This is a genomic window from Photobacterium sanctipauli, assembly GCF_003026495.1.
GTDB classification, from domain to species: domain Bacteria; phylum Pseudomonadota; class Gammaproteobacteria; order Enterobacterales; family Vibrionaceae; genus Photobacterium; species Photobacterium sanctipauli.
This window is the reverse complement of record NZ_PYMA01000015.1, coordinates 21,310-38,362: the sequence shown is the minus strand read 5'-3', so window position 1 is coordinate 38,362 and position 17,053 is coordinate 21,310. Positions and strand designations below refer to the sequence as shown.

Below are 17,053 nucleotides of genomic sequence, written 5' to 3'. Positions count from 1 at the left end.
CCTAGGATGGAATTTCTGGACAGTGGTGAGGGAATCATGACTCAAGGCAATCCGACCATAAACACACTGGCGAGCGAGGTGCCCCAGCGTGCGCCAGAGATGAACAATGCCGTGTTGATCCGCCAAGGCATCGTTGTCGACCACGTGAAAGCACAACAAGCCGATATTCTGGTTATTGACGGCAAGGTTGCGGATATTGCTCCTGAAATTCACCGTGTTCCCTCTGGCTGTGATGTGATTGAAGCGGCGGGTTTGTATGTGATGCCAGGCGGGATTGATGTCCATACCCACTTTAATATTGATGTTGGTATCAGCCGCAGCTGCGACGATTTCTACACCGGTACCCGCTCTGCCGCCTGCGGGGGCACGACAACCATTGTTGATCATATGGGGTTTGGCCCAAAGGGCTGTAACCTTCATCACCAACTTGCGGTGTACAAAGAATACGCCAAGGACAAAGCGGTCATTGATTACAGTTTCCATGGTGTGATTCAACACATCAATGATGAAATTTTGGCTGAGATGGCCTCGATGGTGGAAGAAGAGGGGATCACCAGTTTCAAACTGTACCTCACTTACAACTACAAGCTTGATGATGCCGATGTACTCAAGGCTCTCACTGAGCTGAACAAGGTGAATGCACTAACCACTGTGCACCCGGAAAATGACGCTGCCATCGCACTGCGGCGTGAGCAGCTGCTTGGCCAAGGTAAAACTGCGCCCAAGTATCATGCCGAAAGTCGACCATTGGCCTGTGAAGCTGAAGCCATCGCCAGGGTTATCAACCTGGCAAGCTTGGCCGATAACGCGCCGTTATATATTGTCCACCTATCAAATGGGCTTGGGCTTGATTACGTTCGCTTGGCACGACAGAACCATCAACCGGTTTGGGCCGAAACGTGTCCTCAATACCTTGTGCTGTGCGATGCCTGCTATGAACGCGAAGATGCACTTAAATTCATTCTCAGCCCGCCACTGCGCCCGGTCGAAGAGTCGCGCAAGCTTTGGCAAGGCATTGAAGATGGCAGCATCGATACCATTGCCACCGATCATTGTTCGTTTACTTACAAGGTACAAAAGCAGCAGGGTAAGGAAGATTTTAGTGCTTGCCCCAACGGCCTGCCGGGAGTGGAAACCCGGATGCCATTGCTGTTTTCAGACGGTGTGATGTCGGGGCGGATCAGCCCAAGCCGTTTTGTTGAGCTCACCAGTTACATGCCAGCTAAGTTGTTCGGTTTGTATCCACAAAAAGGGACGTTGCAAGTCGGGGCGGACGCCGATTTGGTCATGTTCGACCCTAAGCAACAAGTCACGATAAAACACGATTTATTACACGACAACACTGATTACACCCCGTTTGAAGGTAAGCAAGTTCAAGGCTGGCCAGTAATGACGATAAGCCGAGGGCAGGTGGTGGCGTGCAATGGCGAATTTACGGGGAAAGCCGGGAATGGCCGCTTTATTCGCCGCCAACCGTTCCATACTCACCAATTGCTATAGCGGGTTTGTTGTAACGGCCAGATAGGGGAGATTCATCGAAAGAGAGGGCTTCTCCCCACCAACAAGGATAATTCAAGGAGCTACTATGAAGCCTATTGCTGTTGTCGCTTTGGGCGGCAATGCATTGCTGCGTCGCGGCGATGCCCCAAGTTTTGAAAACCAACTCGCCAATATTAAGATTGCCGCTAAAGCCATTGCTGAGATAGCCAAAGAATACCAAGTGGCGATTGTTCACGGTAATGGCCCTCAGGTTGGGTTGCTGGCGTTGCAGAACTTGGCTTACGACAAAGTATCGCCATACCCGCTTGATGTATTGGGTGCCGAAAGTGAGGGCATGATTGGTTATATGCTGGCGCAAGAGTTGCAAAACCTGATGCTGCAAACTGAAGTCAGCAGCTTGCTGACCCGGATTGAAGTCGATCCCAATGACCCAAGTATGCTGGACCCAACCAAGTTTGTCGGCCCGGTGTACAACGAAGAAGAAGCCGGTATCTTGGCCGAGGCCAATAACTGGACCATGAAGCGCGACGGTGAATTTGTCAGGCGCGTGGTGCCATCGCCTAAGCCTGTGAACATTATTGATAAACAGTCTATTGAGACCTTGTTAAACGCAGGCCAGGTGGTGATTTGCTGCGGTGGTGGCGGGATCCCGGTACGCAAAGGGGACTTTGGCTACGCGGGTGTCGAAGGGGTGATTGATAAAGATTTGGCAGCCACATTGTTAGCCAAGCAGCTTAAAGCGGACAAACTGTTGATCCTCACCGATGCTGATGCGGTCTACTTGGATTGGGGCACCGATAACCAACGGGCATTACGTCTAACCTCGCCATCCCAGTTGAGTGAGTATCAATTCCCGGCTGGCTCTATGGGGCCAAAAGTGGAAGCCGCGGCTGACTTTGCCAACTTCGGCGGCAAGGCATACATTGGCGCTTTAGAGCAAGGCTTGGATGTATTGGCTGAAAAAGCCGGGACATGTGTGAGTGCCTAACGTGTAGCTGCTCTTAACTGCTGATAATTAAGCAGCAACCTGGATGCCGGGTTGCTGCTTTTTTATTGCTGTCTTTTAATCACTTCCTCTGCTGCAATAAAGTACAAAAACTCAGGCAATAATCGTCAATCTCTGCTTTCCCTGTCCCACTATACTCTTCCCAAACTAACCGACATGAAGTGGTGACACCCTATGCCAAATTCCATTATTAATTTACAAAATACCCCTAACAAAGAAGGTGTAGTGAGCAGAAGCGTCGCTTTTCAAAGCAATGGCGCAATGTTGAAAGGCACGCTGTATACACCAGAGGGTGCTAGCCAACCACTGCCAGCGGCTATCGTTGCGGGTGCTTGGACCACAGTGAAAGAGCAAATGCCGGGGACCTATGCGCGTGAACTGGCTGCCCGTGGTTTCGCTGCATTGGCGTTTGATTTTACCGGCTGGGGCGAAAGTGAAGGCGCCCCTCGCTATGTCGAAGACCCTGTGGTGAAAACCGCAGACATTCAAGCTGCAGCTGATTTTTTAGCGACATTGGACGAAGTAGACAGCGCCCGTATTTCTGGTTTAGGGGTGTGTGCCTCGTCGGGTTATATGGCCGATGCGGTTGCGAGTAACGCTAATTTGCAAAAAGTGGCGTTGGTTGCCCCTTGGCTCCACGATCCTGCAATGGCAGAAGCCGTTTATGGTGGCCCAGAAGTTGTACCGGGCTTGATTGCTTTGAGCGAAGCCCCAGGTGCTGGCGAGCAAGTGCTATTGGGAGCCAGTGCTATTGGGAGCCAGTGCGACAGATGATAAATCGGTGATGTACCAAGCCCCTTATTACACTGAGGCCCACCGTGGTTTGATTGCCGAGTACGATAACAAGTTTTCGGTAGCAAGCTGGAAGCCTTGGTTGACTTACGATGCGCAAGCTTCCGCTGATAAGTTAAGCAAACCAATGTTGATGGTTGGTTCTGCCTCTATCGCATTGCCAGCTGGCGCAGAAGCTTATGCAAAGCGCACTAAAGCCCCACTGGAAAAGCTATGGCTAGAAGACGATGTAACTCAATTCGACTTTTACGATCGTAAAGATGTAGTGGGCAAAGCCAGCGATGCGGTAGCCGATTTCTTTAAAGGTTAATTAGGCTACCTAACGATTTTCGTGGAGAACATTATGTCGAGCTTAGCAGAACAAAATAAACAAAGAGTCCGCGATTTTTTCGCGGCGATTGAAGCAGAAAACCCTGAAGCCATTGCTGCGCTCTTTGCCGAAGATGGCCTTCATATTAATCCCTACCACTCAGGCGTTTTTCCAACCGGAGCCAAGGGGCGGGAGGGTATAAAAGCTTACTGGGCACCGACTTTTCCCAATTTTGATGGCATGGCGTTCCCTATTCATGAACTTTATGCCATGGAAGCTGGTGACAAGGTATTTGTACGGTATACAGGCCGAATCAAACTGAAAAACAGTGGAGGTTGGTATGAAAACGAATATTACTCGACATTCAAATTCAACTCTAACGGGGAAATTACAGAGTATGTGGAGATTTTTAACCCTGTAGTGGCAGCTAAAGGTTTTGGTTTGTTGAAGCAGTTAGTGTCAGTTAATCAAAATTAATTAAGGTAGTAGTGATAACTATTAAAAGGTTTAGTAATAACACTTAATGGTGAGGCAGCAATCTTTATTGGGTTGCTGCTTTTTTACGCAATTCGTAGTTTATTAAGTGCTAATGGTGATTGCTTGTTTAGGACTTACCTATACCAAATATGCATTTAAACACATATTTATATGCCACCGAGTTATATGCAACCAGTTTGCAATCTGTTATCTTTGACCATATGCAAGATATTGTCAAATAAAAAACATGTAAAATTGGCATTTCCTGTGTTTAACATCAAATTAACAATATTGTTTTAAAAAAATGCTTCTTTTTTGAGGAGATAGTTGTTTTTATATTCCTGCCACACGGCACTACATTTTTAATTAAGGATAATTTAGGGGGATGTATGGAATACCAACCAATTGGCAATATCTAAATTAAATAACGAAAGGTATGGGTAACCATACCTTTCTTCAGAAGGTTTAATATGAAAAAATATATTACTATAGGTGCTAGTGAGCTAGATACCTATCTTGACTACACTATTTTTAGCATTATTTCTATATACATGTTCTCTGCAACACCATTTGAAATGGGTCTGTTAGGGGCGTGTTTCGCATTTCCATTTTTTGTATTTGGAAAGTGGTTTGGAAAAGTGTTCGATAAGTATAATGTGCAAATATTAAGGGGAGGGCTATTTTTTAGTGTCATTATATTAATGCCATTATTGTTACTGGCAGATTCAATGGTGTCTTTATATTTTATTTTGCTGATGAAAATTTCTTGTCGTTGTGGGTTGAACGTTTCTAATCCAAAACTGAACAAAGATGAAAATGAATCTAAGAAGTTTTATGAAATATGTGGATATTTAGTCAACATAAGCCGGATTGGTATTCCGTTACTAGTAACATTCTTCTATGGAACTTTTGGTTTATGGTCTGTTGTTATAATTTCATTATTGCTTAATATAATAGGTTTATTATTTTCAATCTTCGACAATGAACGATATTTTAATGATGGTGATATCAATAACAAATCTATTTTAAAAAATAACTTCTCTCTTAGGAAAGAGATGAAGGATAAACCAGAATTATATTTGCTGATTATTGCTTATACGTTATCTAACTTATCATTCTTTCTAAGTAATGACATGCTTAGCATTTTCTTTGAATTTATTGGTGAATCTGAAGAAAGTGTTGGATATATAATAACTATGCTAGGGTTAGGAGGTATCGTTGGAACGAAAATAAGCTCTTTTATGATGGGTAAATTAAGCAGTAATCATGTTTTTTTACTATCTCTTGTAGTTAATAGTATAGTGTTCACTGCATTTGGATTTCTCAATGAAACTGTAGTTAGTGTATATTTTTACTATTTCTTGATATTTTTGACTGGTCTTGCATCTGGTATAATTTTTGTGTCATTTCGCTTTGGCATTAGAAGGTTAGTAGATTTTAGTAACCTTGCAAAAGTTACAGGTGGAATTCAAAAAATATCATCTGTGATTGCTATATGTATGCCTGTATTAGGTGGGTATTTAGCAAACCTATACTCAATTACCTTTACATTTAAGGTTACAGGTATAGCACTTTTTATAATCTTAATTTTTTGTTCTATAAAGACAGTAAACCTACACTCTGGAAGGAGGATAAATGCTTAAGTGTGAAAAGATGAGCGAGTTGTCTTTTTTAACTACTGGTCATTACGATATCTATCTTAAAGGTAAGGAAAAACAAAACTGGGATAGGGATTTAGATTGGAGCCTAGCTGAAGATGATTTAATTCCTGAGCATTTAAAAGATACGGCAATTGCTGTAGCAAGCCTATCTGCCCATGTTGAAGTTCTTGGAATGCAAAATGCTGCAGAACTCTTGTCTGATTGCGAAGATTTCGCGTTAAAAATAGGGCTAGGGCAAGCGGTAAATGACGAAGCTAGGCATGCTGAGTTATTTTCAAAATACGTGATGTTAGCTAATGGAAATGTTCAAGATTTATCAAAAAATACTGAGATTTATGACCAGCACTTCTCTACTCTAACTGACTTTGATGATATTTTTCTCAGCCATGTTTTTCTAGAGAATGGAGCATTAGAGCAATTCAATATTTTTATTCAAGCCTTTGGTTCCAATAGTTTAATTGGACAAATATACAAAGGTGCCCTACAAGATGAAGCTCGACATGTTCAAATGGGGATTAACTACTTCCGAGAACAAATTATTAAAAATCCTTATAAGGTAAAAAAAATCAAGGATCATTTAAATCAGTTTCAAAATATTCTACATGTAAATGATGCTGGCATTAATTGGTTAGCAGAAATTAGTGGTAAGTCGTACGAAGAAATAAAGAATAGGGTGGAAAATAGACAATCTGGTTTTGTTAATAAGATTCTAGAGGAAAAGTGTTATGCTTAATGGTTATAAGCTGATTAAGAGTGCTATCTCTGAAAGAGAAATTGAACTGATGTATCGCTATCTTGCTATTATGGATAGCACTGGTAATTTAAATGGTAATACAGACTCTGAAAACGTGCATATGTATTTTGCGGTTCCATACTTTGAAGCCATGCTTAGTTACTATTCTGATCTGGTTTCTGAGACTGTTGGTGAGAAAGTATACCCAAGTTACTCCTTTTTATGGAATTATAAGGAGGGTCACCCTGTCGTTATGCACAAAGATAGGGATTCTGTAGATTATATTATTTCTTTGAATATAAACAATAGAGCTGAGAATAATTGGGATTTCCTTATTGAGGATGAGCGTATTTCTATGGATGCAGGGGATATCTTGATCGTTAATGGAAAAGAGTATAAGCATGGTCGCGAACCATGTCCTTATACGAATCGTCTTCAACTCATTCTCTGTTACACCAACAACGAAAACTTAAAGTTTGACCGCCGTGAAGCACTTGGTGCTGATCCTATACCTGAAGTAATTACAGATCCATTCAAAACTGGACTTAATGTGGATGATAGCTATATTAAGGAGCTATGTAATAATCATGTCTAATATCACATACAACTATCATGACACTTTTGTATTCTTCGATGGTAATGTCATTTTACGTAACTTCAAAACAGGTAATGATACTGTTATTACTTTTGGCTTTATGAGATGCGGTAGTTATTGTTGGTTAGCAGAACAACAAGAAACTTTCCATATAGAAGCAGGGAAAGCTGTATTTGTAGTTGACGGTGAAGAGTCATCTGTTTCCAAAGGTTCAATCATGATAGTGCCAAAAGGGAAAAAGTTTACAGTTAAAGTATTAGAGCATTTAGATTATAGGTGCCAGTATGATTAACATAGGTATTGTTGGAACAGGTTTAATGGCCAGTGTGATTGCATCCTCATGTAGGAAAATTGGTATACCTATTCACTCAGTGTTATCGCGGAACCTTGAATCAGCCAGAAGCTTTGGAGAGAAATACAAGGTACCCATTGAGCGGTGTTTTAGTGATGAGATGGCATTCTATAGTGACGAAGCTTTGAAAGCTGTATACATAGCCACGCCGACAAGCATGAAGCAAAAGCACATAAATCAAGCTTTAGATTTTAAAAAACATATGCTTGTCGAGAAGCCTATTCCTAATAGTTTTTTAGTGAATAATACATTAAATCAAGTATCAAGTTCTAACTTGATATTTATGGATGCTAGCCACTTTTTACATAATGAATTTATGGTTGAGCTTCCTTCCTTAATTAACAAGTTTGTGGGTAATATTACACGTATAGATGCTGATTTTATTTGGCCAAGTATTGATGATGGTCACATTAAATTCAAGCCAAAATTAGAACCAAACGGGGCGCTTGGTGATTTGGGCTGGTATCCAATCCGGATCTTACAAACTCTCTGTGATTGTGATGATTCAATGATACTTAACCCTGTCATATTTAATAATGATAATGATTGTACTGTTGGGTTCAATGCAATTGGTTATGTGGATAAAACTATTTTTAATATATCTTCATCTTATCATGGTGCAACAGTAAGGCAGGAGTTGATCATATCTGGTGATAAGGGTGAGATTCGGGTTAATGACTTTGTTATGCCGTATTGTGGGTCTTTTGTATACGGAAAGGTAGTTGACAGTCTTAAGGTCACTATTAGTAGTGGCTTTCTCCCTTTAGTCGAGAAGCAAGAGCGTCGTATTGTTTTTGATGATTATCAGCATCATCAGATGCTTAAGTGTTTTCAACAGAGTATAGATGGTGCAAGAGATGAGTCTTGGTGGGATTCTCAACATCTGATGTTAAGAACGGTTTCAATGATTGAGCACATAAAAGAAAAAGCGGTTGTCATTAACGTATAAGGGGGCGCTTGTGGATACACTTATCGACTTCAGTTGGCTTTCTAAGTTGCTTTATCTTGGCTTAGAGTCGGTTATTCAGCGCCTTTATGTGTTTTTAGATCCCAGCCAAGGTTTGTTCCTTGGCTATATCTTATCTGCGTTGGTAGTTGCTTTGCTGTTTCAGTCGTACCAGACAAAATCTTGGAATTTTATATGGTTGATGAAAAGCCTGATACAGCTTCATAAGCTTAAATCAAAGTCAACGGTAGATGATATTAAGCTTTACTTAGTAGATAAAGTGCTATTGGGCTTTATGTATTCATTTATTCTATCTAGCGCTTTTGTTGTTAAGCAGTCGGTGCTTGACTTATTATCAATTGTAGGGTTGCCAATAATCCATGTTGAAGTTGGGTTGCTGTTAAGCGGTTTACTAACGCTTGGAGCGATAATTGTTTTTGACTTTGCCACCTTTTTTGAGCATTACTTAGCTCATAAGGTCAGGTTCTTATGGGAGTTTCATAAAATTCATCACATTGCAGATAACTTAAATCCATTAACAGCTTACCGCTCGCACCCAGTGAATCAAATCTGTTTTGTGCTGATTGTTAGTTTGTTTACAGGTATTTACTCAGGAGTAATTAATCATTTGTTTCCTAGTGAACAGTTATACATAGTTATAGCTGGTCAGAATGTATTTATGCTTATATTTCTGATAATGGGGTTAAATTTACAACATTCTCATGTCTTTATCAGATACCCTCGGTTCGTAAGAAGCATATTAGTGAGCCCTGCTTACCACCAAATTCACCATAGTAGTTTGAGGAAGCATCATGATGTCAACTTCGGCTTTCTGTTCTCATTTTGGGACCAAATTTTCAATACTCAAGTTATGCCAACTAAGCAGGAAGTACTAACTTTTGGTGTAGCTGGCGAGAAGTATGACAATTATGCAGGAGTGCTAAATATGTACTTAACACCTTTTAAAAGAGTTGCTCGACGTATGTTTAAACGACATGAAACGGTTGCTTCTTCAAAAGAAAATCGAGTTGAACCTTAGCTTACTAAATTTATTCTAGGTGACTTTCTATCAAGATATGGCTGCTGGTTTTGGGGTTATAACCTTTATAGCTAAATCGGGCAAGGCTTGTGTTGATCTTTGTAATTATAAAAAAGTGGGGAGTAGGGCCTCCCCCGACACGTTTATCTAAAGTAGGTGATAAACACAATTAGCAATTATTGAAAGTACTCAACTTAGATGGGCTTCCGGAATTTAGTTGTAACTGAAGTTACATCATCAATGCCGATAGCATCAGGGGGATTGCTGACTTTACTCATCTAAGCGCGAATCGCTTTCGGCACGGATAATGTTACGAATTGGACGCCCTGACAAGAGCCGTGCAGGGGATTTGATATATCTTTTATGGCGGTTTATATCTTTAGGGGGCTATTGAAATGCTAATTTTTCTCAATAATTTCAATAAACTTAGACACAAATGGGTTAGGTTTGAGTTCATTCCATATTACACCAACCTCCCAACTGGAATGTTGCCCGTCTAGCGGTATAAATCGAATGTTAGGCTGACTAATTGCTTGGGTGCTGGCCGGCACAATTGTATAGCCTAAACGTGAAGAGACCAGGGTAAGTAAAGTAAGGATGTCATCAGCTTCTTGTTCAACCTTGAGATTGCATCTTTGTGTAAACAAAAATGCTTTTATTTGCTGGTGAAGGCCAGGTCCTTTCAAAGGATTTAGTTGTAAGTACGGGTAGCTAGATAAGGTCTCCCAAAGCTTCTTTTGATTTATTTTCTCATCCTTGTGGATTGCGACAACCAAATGATCGCAAGACAGTGTTATTGATTTAAGAGGTGGTTCAACGGGTAGACGATTAAAGCTGAGCTGTAAGTCACCGTTTAGCAGGCTCTCTCGCTGTTTTTCGGATGGAATATCATTGAGAGTGATATTTACTTGTGGATAGTGTTGCTTAAACTCAGCTATGTATTTAGGTGCTTGATGGTAAGTTGATACACCAAACCCAATCTTTAAATAGCCCCGTGTGCCTTCTATTACTAATCGTGAAAGCCCTTCAAAGTTCACCATGCTTTGTAGTAACTGCTGGGCTTCAGGTAATAATACTTTACCTATAGGCGTTAATTTTGCACCTTGCCGGCCACGTTCAAAGAGCTCTGCCCCAAGGTATTCCTCTAAACGTTGAATCTTTTTTGTCAGTGCCGATTGAGTGATGCATAAATGCTCAGAGGCTATCCGATAGTTTCTGTCTTGTGCGAGTTGGCAGAAGGCTCGCAACTGATCATGGTTCATTCCAATTACTCATCGAAGGTTGAGATTCTTTCATTATAAGGAATGAAAGAAATTTTCTAAACTGACCTCACCACAACTTAAGAACTAAAATGAGCTATTTATGAGAGATATCCGCGTTGCATCTGTACAATTTAATCATCATGCCAACAATAAGGAATACAACCTTTCAGTGATCGAGCACTACGTCGCTCAAGCCAGAAGCGAATTAGTCGAATTGATTGTGTTTCCTGAAATGTGTATTACCGGTTATTGGCATGTTTCTAAATTAAGCCAGCAAGAGATTGAAATATTGGCTGAGCCTGTTCCAGAAGGCCCATCCACACAATCCCTACTGGCATTGTCGAAAGCAAATAACATGAGTATTGGTGCTGGGTTAATTGAGCTTGGTGATGATGGAAAGCTTTATAATACTTTTGTTTTGGCCATGCCGGACGGTAAAACGGCAAAACACCGCAAGTTACATACCTTTGTTAGCCCCCATATGAGCAGTGGCAGTGAGTATACCGTTGTCGATACACCTCACGGTTGTAAGGTTGGGATATTGATTTGTTGGGATAATAACCTTGTTGAGAATGTACGCATTACCGCATTGAAAGGGGCGGATATTTTAATTGCCCCACACCAAACGGGTGGATGCCACTCGAGAAGCCCAAATGCTATGGGGCTGATTGATCTAGATCTTTGGCATAATCGCGGTAGTAACCCCGAGGCGATTCGCGCTGAAATGCAAGGAAGAAAAGGGCGGGAGTGGCTAATGCGCTGGCTACCTGCCCGAGCACATGACAATGGCCTATTCCTTATATTTAGTAATGGTGTCGGGGTTGATATGGATGAAGTTAGAACAGGCAACGCCATGATTCTTAACCCTTATGGTGAAATTATTACTGAAACAGATAGTGTGGACAATGATATGGTTGTTGCAACGTTGCAGGCGAAAGAGCTGGACATGTGCACCGGTAAGCGGTGGATTCGTGGGCGTCGTCCTGATCTATATCACCCACTGACCGAGGCGCTTGGGCACGAATTGGATCCCCATCAGGCAAGATTCTCAGAAAAGTAATCATTCAGTCATTGTCAATATTGCTCATATCCTAAACTCTCGAATAGTCATGATGTAACGATTGTGACTTTTCGAGTATTTACGGTGCTATCATATCTTTACAGCAAGCATACAACCTTGGCGAAACAACCACTTGAGCAACGCAATTTTCCATCGCGGTAGACATATCCTGTATTTCACCTGGCATCGACTGAAAACCAGCGGCTTTCAGATGCTGGCCAGCTTTCTGTTTGTGCGTTGCGCGCTGATTACCTTGTTTGTGCCTTTTGATATATGGATAAGCTCTAAGCTCATGGCTTTCCATGGGGTAAGTGCGATTGCCAACCAGGATCTATTGGCTTTCTTTCTCTCGCCTGCGGGCTTCTTGCTGAGCTTCTGGTTTGTGACGCAATTGAGCTTTGCTTTTTTTGTTGAGCATTCCACCATTAGTATTTTGCTTGCCCAGCATGATTTAGGGAAGCGGTCGATTCTAGATACTTTCGGCTTGATCCTGCAGCGTAGCTTTCGGGTTGCTAAAGTGGTGCTCGCACAGTCTATTGGGATCAGTTTATTGTTCTCCACTTTGATTTGGTGCGGGCGTTGGCTTTACGGCTTAATGCTGAGTGATTGGGATATAAACTATTATCTCAACAATCAAATGAGCTCATTATGGATTGCCGTTGGTTTGTTGGTTTTGCTCACCTTACCGCTTGTGTTATTGGTGCTTCGTTATTGGGCAAGCTGGTGGCTTGCTCTGCCGCTGAGCCTTTTTCAAAATTGCTCTCAATGGCGTTTATTCAAGCAGGCCCAAAGGCTTAGCCAGGCTATTTATCTGCATATCTTGGTTGGTCACATTGCTTGGCTGTTTGGTCGGGTTGTCATTATTGCCATTATCGCGAAAGTGGTCTTTTTCATTCTTGACCCGATATTGTATTGGGCAACAACCGACCCTGAGCATTATCCGTGGTTAATGCTGGCAACGGCATTGTTATTTGCCATTGCGTTTCTATTGAGTTTTGTTGACCGCTTTATTTACGCAAGCTGCCAATATTATGTTCTACGCTTGCAAACCAAGCGACTTAAATTGGTCAATGAAGAAGAGCGCTTTGCAGGCATTCAACAGAACACCCAGCGCCGTACCTTGCTTATGACGACCATGGTGCTGTTTATTGGGTTTGCCGCCGTTAACGGTTACTCAGATGTCCGTAATTTCGTCGGGCACTTACAAACCGACACATCGGGCTATGTGGTTGCGCACCGGGGAGGTGGCTTTGCACACCCTGAAAACAGTGAGGCGGGGGTGCAGTATGCGATTGAGCTGGGGATCAAAAGTACTGAAATTGATGTTCAGATAACCAAAGACGGACAGGTTATCGTGTTCCATGACCGTGATTTAGGCCGCTTACTCGGTGTGCCCTTGGTTGTTGAAAACACAAGTTACCCTGAAATTGTTGCCGCCTATGAGGCAAACAACCAAATTCCCCCGCCGTTGCTGACCGATTTATTAGATGCTTATGCCGATGACATTGAATTCAATATAGAGCTGAAGCGTTACAACTTCCGTTTTGATCTGGCACTCGCGATGGCTGAGATACTGCCGAACTATGAGCAAGCGATGATTGTGTCGAGCCTTGATGTGTCATTGTTGGAGCGGTTAATGGAAGAAATGACAGCTATTCGCCCCGGCCAGCTGCGTTACGCACTTATCTATGCCGCAAGCGTGGGTGAATCGGAGCTGGAGCGAGAAGTTGATATTTTGATGCTGAACGAGCAATGGTTTAATGCTTGGCGAATTATCGATGCTCAGCAACGAGGCCAAGAGGTGTTGGCTTGGACAATTAACAACCAACCAGCCATGCGTCGTCTGTTCTTACTGGGCGTTGATGGCATTATCACGGATGAGCCGAAAATGGCGTTAGAGGTGAAATCTGCCATCGATGAAATGGAGTTTTCAGAGCGTGCACTGCTTACTTTGCGTCATTGGTTGCTGTTATAAAAAAGTAGGTGGATGGTTAGTTTGGTTTTCGTAATTAAACTTTTAAGGCTGAATATGTATAATTTTTATAAGTCTTTTATATTGTTTTATTCTTTTGGAATAAATAGAGCCTTTTGCTATCGAAATTTCTGTTGGTGAAATTGATTTTGTATGTTTTTTATAATTAATTTAATGGGCGAGTATAATTGCCTATTTAACTTAGTTGTGAGTGAGCCGTTTTTATTTTTGTGAAGGCAATTTGTTTGTTATTCATCTTGAAATGAATTTGTTCAATACTTAATAATAAAATGACTTTAAATTGAAAAAGTTATTCATTATTCATGCGTAGATCACCTTACAGCCCCCCAACCTTGTTATTTATATTTTTATCATCGTTTATGGGACAAACGATGGCAAAAAGCCAAACTGATATTCTAGCCAAAACACCAACTGAACAATTGGTCTTTGAACAGGATTTAGAGGCGAATTACATTGCCTTTGAAGCTGAAAGCTATTCTGAGATCACTCGGCACAATGGAGATAATGACGGCTTTAATATTGTCGGTATTGATGCGTTTACTTCAGATTTTGGCTCGCAGGTATTACCGCAACACAGCGAATTCCCGGCCTCTGGTGATCATGCCTTGATTGCTGATATGCGTTTTTCTTCCGATGGCGAGCAGTCCACGGTTGACTACCAGTTGGTTTTTAATACACCAGGCACCTATAAACTGTATTACCGTAGCTCTTTATTTGAGCGCGGTGGGAGTGAGTCCTATGGTGGGGAGGATTCATTTTATGCTTCTCCAGGCTTTGGCGAGCAACCGGATAAGAAACTGGGTACACGCCAATCACAAGACAGTGAACTTGAATCTCATCCAATCACTAACCCTCAGGAAGGTAAATTTTTCTGGTTTGGTAGTGGCCAAAAATTTGTTGTGACTGAACAAGATGTTGGTAAAGCGTTGAGTTTTAAGGTTCGGGACCGCGAGAAAGGTATTGCGCTTGATCGATTTGTATTCAGCTTAAACCATGACCTTGATGTGGAGGAAGTAGGAAGAGATGGTGACGGGAATGACTTAGACCAACTTTCTAACTCGCCAATAATGGGGAGCACGAATACCAGCAATATTTTTGCAATGGATTACGTCCCTTATTATGAGGATGATACTGAAATTGCACGTCGAGAAAATGAATTGTTCGCCGTTTATGATAGTTTTTTGGATGAGATTCAGCAGGCAAATGCTGCAGGTGATGCATCGGCCATTATTGAACGATTTATTGAAGAGAATAATAGCCAGACGGGGGTTAAAAGTTCGCTAAGGACATTAGTGACATTGGTAACGGAGGAAAGCTTTTACCCTGAGTGGAAAAATGAGGTAGTTAAACGGTTCCAAGAAGAGGGTGAGTTAGCTCGGTTGGAAGCAATAAGAGTCATTGAAAAGCATGAAGGCAAAATTAATGACTTGGCCCAGGTGAATCCGATACGTCATTATATGGATTATGCTTGGGGTTTGTATATGCTGGGTGAATTCTACAGTGACGCCCCTCAGGTTTTTGCTTTTCGTCGTGAGTTTGAAAACTTCGTTACTACATATATTGAAGGTACAGCGCCATATTATGATGGCCCATACTTTACAGGCGGATACAACAAGCATGTAACGGCAATGGATATAGCCTCAACGATTACTTTGCTTTACAAGGGCACCACTCAGTACCCTATGGTGAAAGAAGCATTTCACGCTTTTTGGTATAACGTCACTCAAATGTCATATGACGGAGATAACTCCCCTCATTACGATGCCGGGACTGGCTTTCATATCATATTAAATATCGCCCTACGCCATGGTAAAGAAGATGAGGTCATCGCATCTGAGCATTTATTAAGAATGATGGATAGGATGTCTCGTACTGTGATGAGTAGTGGGCAATCGGCGAAATGGGGCAAGTCGACAGAGAAAAGTGCCCAGGGGCAGATGAGGGTATCGGCAAGCAATAACTTACCTTGGGTGCTAAAAGTAGGCTACCGCCTATGGGACAATCCATTTTACCTCTATGTCGCGAGAAAATATGAATCGCTTTATTTACAGTCACATGGTGCGATAACAGCCGACGATTATAAAGTCGATCTGTGGCCCCTAGGTATTGATGCGATAGACATTACGTTAGCAAAACCACGCCCAGAAGATGTACTGTCTCGAGCGACACCTCGAATAACATCTTGCTGCGCACAAGATGGCCTGTTGCTAGGTCGGGGTGATACCAATTACGTTGAAGTGCAAGATAAACTCATTGTGTCGACAGGGCATCACCCTCGGGCACCGTATCTATTGATGGATCTGAGTTATACCCAGCACAAAGCAGCGCATGATCACCGCTCAGGCATTGATACCCATATTTTCAATGGTTCACACACGGTATCTCGAATTAAGCGTTGGTCGGAAGCAAATAAAAACAATGATATTTACATTAACCCACTTGAATACCAGTACCCAAATGCGCCGTATCAATCGAAAGAGGTGTCTGCACCGGGTGAGCGAGAGCATTTTGACGAGGTTATGCAATACACACCAAGCCATGGCTATGTCATTGACGAGTATGGCGCAGGCTCGATTGCACCAGAGGCTGCCTATGGTTTTGTTGATTACTCAAGGTACCAGTACTCAGGGGTAGGCGCTAAGCGTCAGGTCGCCTTGTTGCACAATGGCATCACTGTTGTGTCCGATACGATTTCCGCCGCTACAACTTATGCGGGTGGACATAACGGGGGAGTGCTTTATCAGGTGTTGACTGAGTTTAAATCTGATTCGGGTGAGAACTGGGTTTTGCTTAGAGGGCAACAAAAGATGTTGCCGCAAGCTTTGCCGATCTCAGAGAAAGAGACTTTAGATACCTTAGTGCTGTTTGCCTCCGTTCCCGCTGGCGCTGAAATAAGCCTTGCCGCGAATCCGCATGATCCCGAAGGTAAAAATGGGAATCGAGAGTGGTTTAGCGCGCATAAACCGTTAGTTGGTGGTGAAAGGGGCAATTTCATCTCCCTGATCATACCGTTGGCCAGTACCAATAATATTGAACGGTTTGTTGGTGGAATTGAAGTCGATGAACAACATCCTTTGAGCACAATAGTGCGTATTCCATATACGGCGCAGCAACAATTGCAGGTCACTTTCTACGACCAGCAGCCACCTAGCTTTGAATACGTGAATACCGATGAGTAATAAGTTGTTCCGAGTCATCATTCAATGGTCAACGTAACGCGTTTAATAAAAAAGGATCTCTTCTTAAGAGATCCTTTGTCATTGGTATCGCTTCAGTTAGAAGCGCTGGGTATTAATCATCGAGTTACCAACGAGTTACCAACGAGCT

Annotated in this window: 15 protein-coding genes; 14 read left to right on the top strand and 1 reads right to left on the bottom strand. The window is 42.3% G+C overall.

Annotated features, from left to right (window positions below; translation table 11 throughout):
* Positions 1-36: 36 nt before the first annotated feature.
* The 11 genes from hydA (at position 37) to C9I98_RS19495 (ending at position 9,411) form a co-directional block, all read left to right on the top strand.
* Positions 37-1,500: a dihydropyrimidinase gene (gene hydA / locus C9I98_RS19540; RefSeq protein WP_245907198.1), complete on the top strand. Its 1,464-nt coding sequence runs from the start codon at positions 37-39 to the stop codon at positions 1,498-1,500.
* Positions 1,501-1,585: 85 nt separating this feature from the next.
* Positions 1,586-2,488: a carbamate kinase gene (gene arcC, locus C9I98_RS19535; protein WP_107272381.1), complete on the top strand. Its 903-nt coding sequence runs from the start codon at positions 1,586-1,588 to the stop codon at positions 2,486-2,488.
* Between the two features lie 243 nt (positions 2,489-2,731).
* The gene (locus C9I98_RS26910; protein ID WP_245907197.1) at positions 2,732-3,280 is read left to right on the top strand and encodes an alpha/beta hydrolase; all 549 of its coding nucleotides are present in this window, start codon (positions 2,732-2,734) and stop codon (positions 3,278-3,280) included.
* Positions 3,258-3,608 carry an alpha/beta hydrolase family protein gene (locus C9I98_RS26905; RefSeq protein WP_245907196.1) on the top strand — a complete coding sequence of 117 codons (351 nt, stop codon included), beginning with the start codon at positions 3,258-3,260 and terminating at the stop codon, positions 3,606-3,608. The genes C9I98_RS26910 and C9I98_RS26905 overlap by 23 nt, the downstream gene beginning before the upstream one ends.
* Before the next feature lie 33 nt (positions 3,609-3,641).
* Positions 3,642-4,085: a nuclear transport factor 2 family protein gene (locus C9I98_RS19525; RefSeq protein WP_107272380.1), complete on the top strand. Its 444-nt coding sequence runs from the start codon at positions 3,642-3,644 to the stop codon at positions 4,083-4,085.
* 470 nt (positions 4,086-4,555) lie between these two features.
* The gene (locus tag C9I98_RS19520) at positions 4,556-5,728 is read left to right on the top strand and encodes an MFS transporter (protein WP_107272379.1); all 1,173 of its coding nucleotides are present in this window, start codon (positions 4,556-4,558) and stop codon (positions 5,726-5,728) included.
* On the top strand, positions 5,721-6,479 hold the full coding sequence (locus tag C9I98_RS19515; RefSeq protein ID WP_107272378.1) for a ferritin-like domain-containing protein: 759 nt from the start codon (positions 5,721-5,723) through the stop codon (positions 6,477-6,479). Before C9I98_RS19520 ends, C9I98_RS19515 begins: the two co-directional genes overlap by 8 nt.
* Positions 6,472-7,074, top strand: a complete 603-nt coding sequence (locus C9I98_RS19510; RefSeq protein ID WP_107272377.1) for a hypothetical protein — start codon at positions 6,472-6,474, stop codon at positions 7,072-7,074. The genes C9I98_RS19515 and C9I98_RS19510 overlap by 8 nt, the downstream gene beginning before the upstream one ends.
* Positions 7,067-7,366: a pyrimidine/purine nucleoside phosphorylase gene (locus tag C9I98_RS19505; protein WP_036829130.1), complete on the top strand. Its 300-nt coding sequence runs from the start codon at positions 7,067-7,069 to the stop codon at positions 7,364-7,366. Before C9I98_RS19510 ends, C9I98_RS19505 begins: the two co-directional genes overlap by 8 nt.
* Positions 7,359-8,375, top strand: coding sequence for a Gfo/Idh/MocA family protein (locus C9I98_RS19500; RefSeq protein WP_107272376.1), 1,017 nt, complete (start codon positions 7,359-7,361; stop codon positions 8,373-8,375). The genes C9I98_RS19505 and C9I98_RS19500 overlap by 8 nt, the downstream gene beginning before the upstream one ends.
* Positions 8,376-8,385: 10 nt before the next feature.
* A complete protein-coding gene (locus tag C9I98_RS19495; RefSeq protein WP_146153891.1) occupies positions 8,386-9,411 on the top strand; it encodes a sterol desaturase family protein in 1,026 nt (341 codons plus the stop codon).
* Positions 9,412-9,809: 398 nt separating this feature from the next.
* On the opposite strand, the gene C9I98_RS19490 is transcribed toward C9I98_RS19495, so the two are convergent.
* The gene (locus C9I98_RS19490) at positions 9,810-10,673 is read right to left on the bottom strand and encodes a LysR family transcriptional regulator (RefSeq protein WP_036821703.1); all 864 of its coding nucleotides are present in this window, start codon (positions 10,671-10,673) and stop codon (positions 9,810-9,812) included.
* A 100-nt stretch (positions 10,674-10,773) separates the two neighbouring features.
* Here C9I98_RS19490 and C9I98_RS19485 point away from each other — a divergent pair, with 100 nt between their 5' ends.
* The 3 genes from C9I98_RS19485 (at position 10,774) to C9I98_RS19475 (ending at position 16,905) form a co-directional block, all read left to right on the top strand.
* The gene (locus tag C9I98_RS19485) at positions 10,774-11,733 is read left to right on the top strand and encodes a nitrilase family protein (RefSeq protein ID WP_036821702.1); all 960 of its coding nucleotides are present in this window, start codon (positions 10,774-10,776) and stop codon (positions 11,731-11,733) included.
* A 133-nt stretch (positions 11,734-11,866) separates the two neighbouring features.
* Positions 11,867-13,708: a glycerophosphodiester phosphodiesterase gene (locus C9I98_RS19480; protein ID WP_245907195.1), complete on the top strand. Its 1,842-nt coding sequence runs from the start codon at positions 11,867-11,869 to the stop codon at positions 13,706-13,708.
* A 389-nt stretch (positions 13,709-14,097) separates the two neighbouring features.
* The gene (locus C9I98_RS19475; RefSeq protein WP_107272374.1) at positions 14,098-16,905 is read left to right on the top strand and encodes a hypothetical protein; all 2,808 of its coding nucleotides are present in this window, start codon (positions 14,098-14,100) and stop codon (positions 16,903-16,905) included.
* Positions 16,906-17,053 lie beyond the last annotated feature (148 nt).

Coding starts and splice junctions, on each gene's coding strand:
- C9I98_RS19515 (WP_107272378.1), top strand. CDS start 5,721: ATGCTTAAGTGTGAAAAGATGAGCGAGTTGTCTTTTTTAACTACTGGT.
- C9I98_RS19500 (WP_107272376.1), top strand. CDS start 7,359: ATGATTAACATAGGTATTGTTGGAACAGGTTTAATGGCCAGTGTGATT.
- C9I98_RS19505 (WP_036829130.1), top strand. CDS start 7,067: ATGTCTAATATCACATACAACTATCATGACACTTTTGTATTCTTCGAT.
- C9I98_RS19490 (WP_036821703.1), bottom strand. CDS start 10,673: ATGAACCATGATCAGTTGCGAGCCTTCTGCCAACTCGCACAAGACAGA.
- C9I98_RS19475 (WP_107272374.1), top strand. CDS start 14,098: ATGGCAAAAAGCCAAACTGATATTCTAGCCAAAACACCAACTGAACAA.
- C9I98_RS19520 (WP_107272379.1), top strand. CDS start 4,556: ATGAAAAAATATATTACTATAGGTGCTAGTGAGCTAGATACCTATCTT.
- arcC (WP_107272381.1), top strand. CDS start 1,586: ATGAAGCCTATTGCTGTTGTCGCTTTGGGCGGCAATGCATTGCTGCGT.
- C9I98_RS19525 (WP_107272380.1), top strand. CDS start 3,642: ATGTCGAGCTTAGCAGAACAAAATAAACAAAGAGTCCGCGATTTTTTC.
- C9I98_RS19485 (WP_036821702.1), top strand. CDS start 10,774: ATGAGAGATATCCGCGTTGCATCTGTACAATTTAATCATCATGCCAAC.
- C9I98_RS19510 (WP_107272377.1), top strand. CDS start 6,472: ATGCTTAATGGTTATAAGCTGATTAAGAGTGCTATCTCTGAAAGAGAA.
- hydA (WP_245907198.1), top strand. CDS start 37: ATGACTCAAGGCAATCCGACCATAAACACACTGGCGAGCGAGGTGCCC.